Annotated in this window: 8 protein-coding genes and 1 riboswitch; of the genes, 5 read left to right on the top strand and 3 right to left on the bottom strand. The window is 68.3% G+C overall.

Translation table 11 applies throughout. The features are described from left to right. Nucleotides 1–21: 21 nt before the first annotated feature. The 3 genes from ABZ260_RS11935 to ABZ260_RS11945 all read right to left on the bottom strand — a co-directional run bounded on the left by ABZ260_RS11935 (nt 22) and on the right by ABZ260_RS11945 (nt 3,375). A complete protein-coding gene (locus ABZ260_RS11935; protein WP_350924479.1) occupies nt 22–1,236 on the bottom strand; it encodes a bifunctional 3,4-dihydroxy-2-butanone-4-phosphate synthase/GTP cyclohydrolase II in 1,215 nt (404 codons plus the stop codon). Between the two features lie 106 nt (nt 1,237–1,342). Continuing rightward, nucleotides 1,343–1,978: a riboflavin synthase gene (locus ABZ260_RS11940; RefSeq protein ID WP_355615919.1), complete on the bottom strand. Its 636-nt coding sequence runs from the start codon at nt 1,976–1,978 to the stop codon at nt 1,343–1,345. 329 nt (nt 1,979–2,307) lie between these two features. Further along, a riboswitch (FMN riboswitch) is annotated at nt 2,308–2,438 on the bottom strand. Nucleotides 2,439–2,559: 121 nt separating this feature from the next. Next, entirely contained in the window at nt 2,560–3,375 is an 816-nt protein-coding gene (locus ABZ260_RS11945; RefSeq protein ID WP_355615921.1) for an oxygenase MpaB family protein, read from the bottom strand. Between the two features lie 327 nt (nt 3,376–3,702). On the opposite strand from ABZ260_RS11945, the gene ABZ260_RS11950 reads away from it, so the two are divergent. From ABZ260_RS11950 to ABZ260_RS11970, 5 genes are all read left to right on the top strand, one after another. Beyond that, the gene (locus ABZ260_RS11950; protein WP_355615923.1) at nt 3,703–4,704 is read left to right on the top strand and encodes an ABC transporter permease; all 1,002 of its coding nucleotides are present in this window, start codon (nt 3,703–3,705) and stop codon (nt 4,702–4,704) included. Between the two features lie 16 nt (nt 4,705–4,720). Next, nucleotides 4,721–6,508, top strand: coding sequence for an ABC transporter substrate-binding protein (locus ABZ260_RS11955; RefSeq protein ID WP_355615925.1), 1,788 nt, complete (start codon nt 4,721–4,723; stop codon nt 6,506–6,508). A 127-nt stretch (nt 6,509–6,635) separates the two neighbouring features. Continuing rightward, nucleotides 6,636–7,616: an ABC transporter permease gene (locus tag ABZ260_RS11960; protein WP_355615928.1), complete on the top strand. Its 981-nt coding sequence runs from the start codon at nt 6,636–6,638 to the stop codon at nt 7,614–7,616. A 14-nt stretch (nt 7,617–7,630) separates the two neighbouring features. Then, entirely contained in the window at nt 7,631–8,632 is a 1,002-nt protein-coding gene (locus ABZ260_RS11965) for an ABC transporter ATP-binding protein (RefSeq protein WP_355615930.1), read from the top strand. 59 nt (nt 8,633–8,691) lie between these two features. Then, complete coding sequence (locus ABZ260_RS11970) at nt 8,692–9,675, top strand: oligopeptide/dipeptide ABC transporter ATP-binding protein (protein WP_355567003.1); 984 nt, start codon at nt 8,692–8,694, stop codon at nt 9,673–9,675. Nucleotides 9,676–9,769 lie beyond the last annotated feature (94 nt).

The following is a 9,769-nucleotide window of genomic DNA, read 5'->3' on the forward strand; positions in this document are numbered from 1 at the left end:
CGGCTCTCCTGCCACGCTCGCTCATTCGCGCTCCTGGGGGATGTCGTGACCAAGGCGGTCGCGCTTGACCGACAGGTACTTCTCGTTGTAGGGGTTCATCGCCACCGGCATGGGCTCACGACCGATCACCTTGATGCCGTAGCCGTCCATGCCGCGCAGCTTGGCCGGGTTGTTGGTCAGCAGCCGGATCGACTTCACCCCCAGGTCCGCGAGAATCTGCCCGGCGTTGGAGAACTCCCGCGCGTCCACCGGCAGTCCGAGCTCCAGGTTGGCGTCGACCGTGTCGCTGCCGGCGTCCTGAAGGCTGTACGCCCGCAGCTTGGCCAGCAGCCCGATGCCGCGTCCCTCGTGCCCGCGCAGGTAGACGATCACGCCTCGGCCCTCGGCGGCGATCCGGGACATCGCGTGTTCCAGCTGCACCCCGCAGTCGCACCGCAGCGACCCGAGCACGTCGCCGGTCAGGCACTCGGAGTGCGCCCTGACCATGACGTTCTCGCCGTCCTCGATGTCGCCGAAGACCAGGGCCAGATGCTCGCCGCCGTCCACCGAGCTCGCGAAGCCGTAGGCCCGCCACACGCCGAACCTGTTCGGCAGCAGGGTCTCGGCGACCCTGGTCACCATCCGCTCGGTCCTGCGCCGGAACTCCACCAGTTGCTCGATCGAGACGAGCGCCAGGTCGTGCTCGTCGCAGAAGCGGCGCAGCTCCGGCAGCCGCATCATGGTCCCGTCGTCGTTGACGACCTCGGCGAGCACGCCGGACTCGCTCAGCCCGGCGAGCCTGGCCAGGTCCACGGCCGCCTCGGTGTGGCCGCGCCTGACCAGGACACCGCCCTCCCGGTACCGGAGCGGGAAGACGTGACCCGGCCGTACCAGCTCGGACGGGTCGGTCGCGGAGTCGGCCAGGAGACGGATCGTGCGGGCCCGGTCGGCGGCGGAGATCCCGGTGCTCACCCCGTCCCTGGCGTCCACGCTGATCGTGTACGCGGTGCGCAGGCGTTCCCTGTTGTCGTGCACCATCAGCGGCAGGCCGAGCCGGTCGAGGTCCTCACCGCGCATCGGCACGCAGACCACGCCGCTGCTGTGCCGGATGGTGAAGGCCAGCAGTTCCGGCGTGGCCTTGGACGCGGCGAAGATGATGTCGCCCTCGTTCTCCCGGTTCTCGTCGTCGACGACCACGACCGCCTTGCCCTCGCGGGTGTCGGCGATCGCGCGTTCGATCGGGTCCAGCTTGATCACACGGCCTCCTCGGGGACGAGCACGGTCCGCGACCTGTGCTCCTTGAGCCAGTTGACGAATCCGACCGGGACCGGCACGGGGGCCTCGAATCCCGCTTCCGCCCGGTTCACCGCTCGTCCCCCCTGCCGGCCCGGCCGTCCGTGCTCGCGGGGGCGTACGCGCCGACGAGCTTCTCGACGTGCTTGGCGATCACGTCGACCTCGAGGTTCACCGGGTCTCCGGGCTGCTTGGCACCGAGGGTGGTCAGGCGCAGAGTGGTGGGGATGAGGCTGACGGCGAAGCCGCCGGAGCCGACGCTCACCACGGTCAGGCTGATGCCGTCGACCGTGATCGACCCCTTCTCGACCACGTAGCGGTCGAGGTCGGACGGGAGGGAGATGCGGACGACCTCCCAGTGCTCGCCGGGCTCCCGCGACAGCAGGACGCCCGTCCCGTCCACGTGACCCTGCACGATGTGGCCGCCCAGTCGCTGGTCGGCGCGGACCGCGCGCTCCAGGTTGACCGGGGAGCCGGGCCTCAGCGCGCCGAGGGAGCTGCGGTCGAGGGTCTCCTTCATCACGTCGGCGGTGAACACCTCACCGGCCACGTCCACCACGGTCAGGCAGACGCCGTTGACGGCGATCGAGTCGCCGTGCCCGGCGTCCGAGGTGACCGTCCTGCCCCGGATGGACAGCCTGGCCGCGTCGCTCAGCTGCTCGATCCCGGCGATCTCACCCAGTTCTTCGACGATTCCGGTGAACATTCACATCTCCTTGCAGGGGACCGCGCGAAGGCGGGCGGCCGAGGTGTCGCGGGGCCGGAGGCGGAACATCGCCGAGGGGCGGGAAGCCGCGTGGGGGCCGGCGGGGCATGCGCTCGGAGAGCGGGATAAGCCGGTGTGCCCGGTCAGGGAATGGTGGGGGCCGGCGGCGCCATGCCCGTGGGGGGCGTGCCCGGCCACTGGGCGCGTCCGCGTCCGATCAGTCACCCGAGGTCTCCTACTCGCCAGTAGCTGTCTGCCACGGCGGGCCCCGGGGAATTCGATGGGTGCGTACACCCGGTCAGCGGAGGACCCCAAAGGGCACTCTCCGCTCGCGCGCTTCCTCCCATCCGGACTCTAACCGTCGGTCCTGGAGTTTCACCAGGTCAACCGGTCGATGGATTCGACCGGGTCGCGGACTGTAACCGCCGGCTCGGAATTTCACCGACCCCGGAGCACGCTGCTCTGTCTTGCTTCGGAAAGCGCGCCACAGGCGGCCCGCTTCCCGTACACCAGTGTGCCATGTCCGGCAAACCGCACCGCACACCCCTCCAGCATATGGACCAAGCGAGCGCTTGGTCAAATCACGCGGCGCGCTCGGCGATCACCCTCCGAGCCCGCCGCGCGTCCGGGGAGTAACGCACCGGAGCGGGCACCAGACCGATGCCGGTGTGCAGCGCCCGCAGGGAGGCCGTCGCCCACAGGTCTCCCAGCGGGGTCGCAGGCAGCCCGTAGAGCCTGCGGGCCCAGCGCGGCAGGGTCGCGAAGGCGAGCAGGGTGACCATGGGGAACACCGGCTTGAGCGGGATCAGGCGCGCCGGGAGCGGCGCGTTGAGCGACTGCCTGAGCGGATGGGGCACCTCGGGCGCGAAGTAGAGACCCGGACGGCAGGCCCGGATGTAGTCGTCCAGCTCGCCGACCGAGCCGGGCACGTCCTCGGGGCGCAGGCCGACGACCTCGGCCGCGCGGCGCCACTCCGCGACGAACCTGTCGGCCTCCTCGCCGCTCAGGCCCACTCCGGCCCGCCGGGCGACCGACAGGTAGGAGTCGACCTCGCCGACATGGACCCAGAGCAGCGCGGCGGGGTCGTCGAGACGGAACCGCTCGCCGGTGTCGGGGTCGAGGGCGGTGAGTCTCGCGTGGATCTTCCTGACCCTGGCCCCCGCGCGGGCGACCTCCTCGGTCGTACCGTAGGTGCGCACCCGGACGAACTCGGTGGTGCGCGCGAAGCGGGACCAGGCCTCCGCGGGGTCCATGAGCGCCGAGTTCTGCGCGACCCCGCGCATCGCCCGGGGGTGCAGGCCCTGCATGAGCAGCGCCCTGAAGCCTCCGACGAGCAGGATCGGCTCGCCCATCACCTTCCAGGTCACCGAATCCGGTCCGAACAACCCGTGATCCATGCGCCGCCTCCCTCGTAAGTGGTTAATTACGCTACCGGAGGGGGTCTGGGCACACATGTCCCGGGTCTGTGACACAAGCGGAACGGGATCCAGACGAGGGTGTCACGACCAGGTCATCAAAGTGTCACAGATCCGTGAAAAGCAGCTTTTAAGTGCCCCGATTCTTTCACCCCACCCCCCCGCCGCGTCAACGGAATTGAAGCTACGAACAGGTGGAAATTACACAACAATAAAATGAGTAAGGAGCAGACCATTGATTTGACCTTGACTGTTTTGCGATGGTTCCAAGGATCAGGCTCAGCCATGCTCGTTGGGAGCGCCCGCACGATGACCATCCCTGCACCAGCCGCGTCCACCACCGGGGAACCCCCCGCGGTGAAGACACCGGAGACGGTGGGCCGTTCCCCCGGCCAGTTGATGTGGCTGCGCTTCCGCCGCGACCCCACCGGCATCGCCTCGGCCGGCGTGGTGATCTTCTTCTTCCTCGTCGCGATCCTCGCGCCGGTCATCTCCTGGCTCTACGGCAAGGACCACTCCACCCTCTACGGCCAGGACACCCCGGGACTGCTGAACGACTTCGGCTACCCGGTGCTGCCCAACGGCGGCATGAGCTCGGACTTCTGGTTCGGCATCGAGCCGGGCCTGGGCCGTGACGTGTTCATGCAGCTCGTCTACGGGATCAGGACCTCGCTGCTGATCGCCATGACCGCGACGGTCCTCATCACGATGATCGGTATCGTCATGGGCATCGTCGCCGGGTACTCCGGGGGCAGAACCGACTACTTCATCGGCCGCCTGATCGACATCGTCCTGTCGTTCCCTTCGACCCTGTTCATCATCGCGTTCATGCCGGTGGTGGAGAACCTCTTCGTCGACCCCTCCGAGGAGACCCCGGTCTGGCTGCGGGCGGTGACGCTCATCACCCTGCTGACGGCCTTCGGCTGGGCCGGCATCGCCCGGCTGCTGCGCGGCCAGGTGCTCTCCATGCGCGAACGGGAGTTCGTCGAGGCCGCCAAGGTGACCGGCGCCTCACCCGCCCGGATCATCTTCAAGGAGCTGCTGCCCAACCTGTGGACGCCGATCCTGATCCAGTCGACACTGCTGCTGCCCGCGATGGTGACCGCCGAGGCGGCCCTGTCCTTCCTGGGTGTCGGCATGATCGAGCCCATCCCCGACTGGGGCCGGATGTTCCTGCGGGGCACCGAGGTCTACCGGAACGACATCACCTACCTGATCTTCCCCGGCGCGGCTCTGCTGATCTTCGTGATCGCCTTCAACCTTCTCGGTGACTCGGTCCGCGACGCCTTCGACCCCAAGCTCAAGCGTTAGATCCGATAGGAGAGAGATGAAAGTCCGTACGCGGTCAGCGATGGCCGTACTCGCCATAGGCGCGCTCGCACTTACCAGCGCGTGCGCCGAGGGCAACCAGGGCGCCCCCGCCGCTCCCAGCGGCTCCGCCGGTGCGTCCGCCCCCGCCGTGGAGCCCTCCTACAAGGCGCCGACCATCACGGTCGGCACCGCGGAGGACTCCAAGGGCCCCGCCATCGAGCCGGAGGGTGTCGTCAAGGGCGGCACCGTCACGATGATCGACCGGGACGACTTCTCCCACCTCGACCCAGGCCAGCTCTACGTCAACACCGAGACGAACTTCTCCCTCCTGATCGCGCGTACCCTGACCGGTTACAAGCGCACCGACAAGAGCGAGTACAAGCTGGTCGGCGACCTGGCCACCGACACCGGCACCCCCTCCGACGGCGGCAAGACCTGGACCTTCACCCTCAAGGACGGGGTGAAGTGGGAGGACGGCACGCCCATCACGTCCGAGGACGTGAAGTGGAGCATGGAGCGGACGTTCGCGTCCTTCATCACCCAGGGCCCGACCTACATCCAGCAGTGGCTGACCGAGGTCGACCACAAGAAGGCCTACCAGGGCCCCTACGACGGCAAGCGCCTGGACAGCATCGAGACGCCGGACGACAAGACGATCGTCTACAAGTTCAAGACGCCGCACGCCGACGCCAACTACGCCTTCGCCATGGGCGGCTACGGCATCGTGCCCAAGGCCAAGGACACCAAGGAGAAGTACGACAAGGCCCCCGTCTCCAGCGGCCCGTACATCATCAAGAACCACGTGGTCGACAAGTCCATCGACCTTGAGCGCAACCCGAACTGGGACGCGGCCACCGACCCGATCCGCGGCGCCTACCCCGACAAGTGGCGTCTGGAGTTCGGCCAGGAGCCCCTGCAGATCACCGACCGCCTGATGGCGGACGCGGGCCCGGACCAGACCGCCTTCACCTTCTACGCGACCGTTCCCCCGGAGCGGCTGCAGCAGGTGCTCGGCGACCCGGCGCTGGCGCCCCGTCTGATGAAGAGCCCCTCGCCGTACGGGAACTACTACTACTTCAACCTTGACCGGATGAAGGACCAGAAGATCCGCCAGGCCATCAACTACGCGTGGCCCTCCAAGCAGATCCAGCAGACCATGGGCGGCCCGGCCGCCGCGGCGCTGCCCACCACCATCCTCAACGAGAACACCACGGTCGGCTACCAGCCCTACGACCTGTTCGACAAGACGACCAAGCCCGAGGGTGACATCGAGAAGGCCAAGCAGCTGCTGGCCGAGTCGAGCAACCCGACGCCGACCATCGTCTACGCCTACAACCAGACGCCGGTCCAGGAGCAGGTCACCGTCGTGATCAAGAGCGCTCTGGAGAAGGCCGGCATCAAGGTCGTGGCCAAGCCGCTGGACCGCAAGACCTACTACGACTCCATCGGCCTGACGAAGAACGAGTTCGACCTGTACTGGGGCGGCTGGGGCGCCGACTGGCCGTCCGGCTCGACGGTCATGCCCGTCATCTTCGGCCCGATCGCCGACGGTGCGCCGAACTACTCGCACCTGAAGGACGAGGCGCTCACCAAGAAGATGGACGAGATCACCGCGATGACCGACATCGACGCGCAGAACGCCGCGTGGATGGCGCTGGACAAGGAGCTCCAGGAGACGATCACCCCGCTGGTCGTCGCCGAGAACCGGATCGCCAACACCCTGCACGGCTCCAAGATCGGCGGCGCGGAGATCGACCCGCAGTCGTGGGTCGTCCAGCCGAACAGAATCTTCGTGAAGCAGTAACGCCCACGAAGCCTTAGGAGACACCGGTGGCCGTGGCCCCGCGGAGGACGACACCGTTCCCCGCGAGGTCACGGCCAAGGGGCCGTCAGGCCCCAGCAGCGGTCCCAGCCACCTCGGGAAACAGGCAATGCTTCCATTCATCACTCGCCGCACGCTCGGCGCCGCGGTCACGCTTCTGATCATCGCCGCGGTCACGTTCTTCCTCTTCTTCGCCGTGCCCGCCGACCCGGCGAGGCTCGCCTGCGGCAAGGTCTGCCCGCCCGATCTCCTGGAGCAGGCGCGGCACAACCTGGGACTGGACCAGCCCCTGTTCGCCCAGTTCGTGGCCTGGCTGGCCGGCATCTTCGTCGGCCGCGACTACGAGAGTCTGGGCCACTGCCCGGCCCCCTGCCTCGGCTACTCGTTCGTCAACCGCGAGCCGGTGTTCGAGACGATCCTGGACCGGCTGCCGGTCACCGTCTCCCTCACCATCGGCGCGGCGGTCGTCTTCCTCGTCTTCGGCATGGCGACCGGCATCGTCGCGGCCCTGCGCCAGGGCAAGCCGCTGGACAAGATCGCCAGTGTGTCGTCCCTGATCGGCGCCTCCGTGCAGATCTACTTCATCGGCACGCTCGCGCTCTACTTCCTCGTCTACAAGAACCAGATCCTCGAACGGCCCCAGTACCTGCCGTTCACCGAGAACCCCATCGCCTGGGCGAGCGGGCTGGCGCTGCCCTGGGTGGTGCTGGCGATCATCTTCACCGCCAACTACACCCGTATGACGCGCTCGACAATGGTGGAACAGCTCAGTGAGGACTACGTCCGCACCGCGCGGGCCAAGGGCATGTCCGGCCGGACCGTGGTGATGAGATTCGCCCTGCGCGGCACCCTGACGCCCATCATCACGATCTTCGGCGTGGACCTCGGCACGCTGATCGGCGGTGCGATCATCACCGAGACCACCTTCGGGCTGCAGGGACTCGGGCGGCTCTCCATCAAGGCCGTCGACACCTCCGACCTGCCCATGCTGATGGGCACGGTGCTCGTGGCGGCCGGGGCGATCGTCTTCTTCAACATCGTCGTCGACATCCTGTACGCCTTCATCGACCCTCGTGTCCGGCTGAGCTAGGAGTTCTGAAGAAAGTGTCAACTCCCTTCCTCTCGGTCCGTGACCTGACCGTCGACTTCCACACCGAGGACGGCGTCGTCCACGCGGTGGACGGGCTCTCCTTCGACGTGGAGAAGGGCACCACGCTGGGCATCGTCGGCGAGTCCGGGTCCGGCAAGTCGGTGACCAACCTGACGGTGCTCGGCCTGCACAACCCGGAGACCACCACGATCAACGGGGAGATCCGGCTGGACGGCGAGGAGCTGATCGGCGCCTCCAGGTCCACCATGGAGAAACTGCGCGGCAACAAGGTCGCGATGATCTTCCAGGACCCGCTGACCTCGCTCTCCCCGTACCACACCATCGGCAAGCAGATCTCCGAGGTCTACCGCAAGCACACCGGCGCGAGCCGCGCCGAGGCCAGGGCCCGCGCGATCGAGATGCTGACCCGGGTCGGCATCCCGCAGCCGAAGACCAGGGTGGACGACTATCCCCACCAGTTCTCCGGCGGCATGCGGCAGCGCGCGATGATCGCGATGGCGCTGGTCTGCGACCCCGACCTGCTGATCGCCGACGAGCCCACCACCGCGCTGGACGTGACGGTGCAGGCCCAGATCCTGGACCTGCTCAAGGAGCTCCAGGACCAGATGGGCACCTCGATCATCCTGATCACCCACGATCTCGGCGTGGTCGCCAACACCGCGCACGAGGTGCTGGTGATGTACGCCGGGCGCGCGGTGGAGCGCGGGACCGTCAAGGAGGTCCTCCGCGAGCCCCGCCACCCCTACACCTGGGGCCTGCTGGCCTCCATGCCCCGGCTGAGCGCACCGGTGGACGTGCAGCTCCGGCCGGTCCGCGGCACCCCGCCGAGCCTGATCAACGTCCCGTCCGGCTGCCCCTTCCACCCGCGGTGCGACTTCATGGAGGTGGCGGGGCCCGAGCTGTGCCGCTCGGAGCGGCCCGAGCTGTCCCCGCACCGCGGCCACGGCGACGCGTGCTACCTGACCCTGGCCCAGAAGCGGGAGATCCACAAGTGAGCGAGACGACCTCCGAGCCGCTGCTGGAGCTGTCCGGTCTGAAGAAGCACTTCCCGGTGATGGGCGGCCTCATCTTCAAACGGCAGGTCGGCCGGGTCCACGCGGTGGACGGCATCGACCTGACCGTGCACGCCGGTGAGACGCTCGGCCTGGTCGGCGAGTCCGGCTGCGGCAAGTCCACCGCCGGGCGGCTGGCGGCCCGGCTGCTCGAACCGACCGCGGGTGGCATCCGCTACGCCGGACGCGAGATCGGCCACGCCAGTCGCAGGGAGCTGAAGCCGATCCGGGCCGAGATCCAGATGATCTTCCAGGACCCGTACTCGTCGCTCAACCCCCGGCACACCGTGGGCACCATCATCGGCGGCCCGATGGAGATCAACGGGATCGACCCGCCGGGCGGCAGGACCAAGCGGGTTCAGGAGCTCCTGGAGATCGTCGGGCTCAACCCCGAGCACTACAACCGCTTCCCGCACGAGTTCTCCGGCGGCCAGCGGCAGCGGATCGGGGTGGCCCGCGCGCTCTCCCTCAACCCCAAGCTGATCATCGCGGACGAGCCGGTCTCGGCCCTCGACGTCTCCATCCAGGCGCAGGTGGTCAACCTGCTCCAGCAGCTCCAGCGGGACATGGGGATCGCGTTCCTGTTCATCGCGCACGACCTGGCGATCGTCAGGCACTTCTCCCAGCGGGTCGCGGTCATGTACCTCGGCAAGATCGTCGAGGTCGCCGACCGCGCCTCCCTGTACGAGCGCCCCCGCCACCCCTACACCCACGCGCTGCTGTCGGCGGTGCCCGAGGTGCAGGAGGACGACGAGCCGCGCGAGCGCATCCGCCTGGCGGGGGACGTGCCCTCCCCCATCAACCCGCCGTCCGGCTGCCGCTTCCGCACCCGCTGCTGGAAGGCCCAGGACAAGTGCGCCACCGAGGAGCCTCCGCTGCTCAGGCTGGAGGGCAACAGGGAAGGTCACCTGACCGCCTGCCACTTCCCCGAGGAGCCGACCGTGCACGGCCAGGACGTGGTGCTGGACCCGGCGCTGCAGACCTGACACCGGCCGTCGCCGGTCCTCGCGACCGGTGATCCCCGGTGAGAGAACGGCGGAGGGCGGACCCATCCCGGGCGGGGGTAGGGCCGGGGTCGCC

The sequence above is a fragment of the Streptosporangium sp. NPDC006013 genome (assembly GCF_040614275.1).
In the GTDB taxonomy this organism is placed as follows: Bacteria; Actinomycetota; Actinomycetes; order Streptosporangiales; family Streptosporangiaceae; genus Streptosporangium.

Coding starts and splice junctions, on each gene's coding strand:
- ABZ260_RS11960 (WP_355615928.1), top strand. CDS start 6,636: ATGCTTCCATTCATCACTCGCCGCACGCTCGGCGCCGCGGTCACGCTT.
- ABZ260_RS11940 (WP_355615919.1), bottom strand. CDS start 1,978: ATGTTCACCGGAATCGTCGAAGAACTGGGTGAGATCGCCGGGATCGAG.
- ABZ260_RS11970 (WP_355567003.1), top strand. CDS start 8,692: ATGGGCGGCCTCATCTTCAAACGGCAGGTCGGCCGGGTCCACGCGGTG.
- ABZ260_RS11945 (WP_355615921.1), bottom strand. CDS start 3,375: ATGGATCACGGGTTGTTCGGACCGGATTCGGTGACCTGGAAGGTGATG.
- ABZ260_RS11950 (WP_355615923.1), top strand. CDS start 3,703: ATGACCATCCCTGCACCAGCCGCGTCCACCACCGGGGAACCCCCCGCG.
- ABZ260_RS11955 (WP_355615925.1), top strand. CDS start 4,721: ATGAAAGTCCGTACGCGGTCAGCGATGGCCGTACTCGCCATAGGCGCG.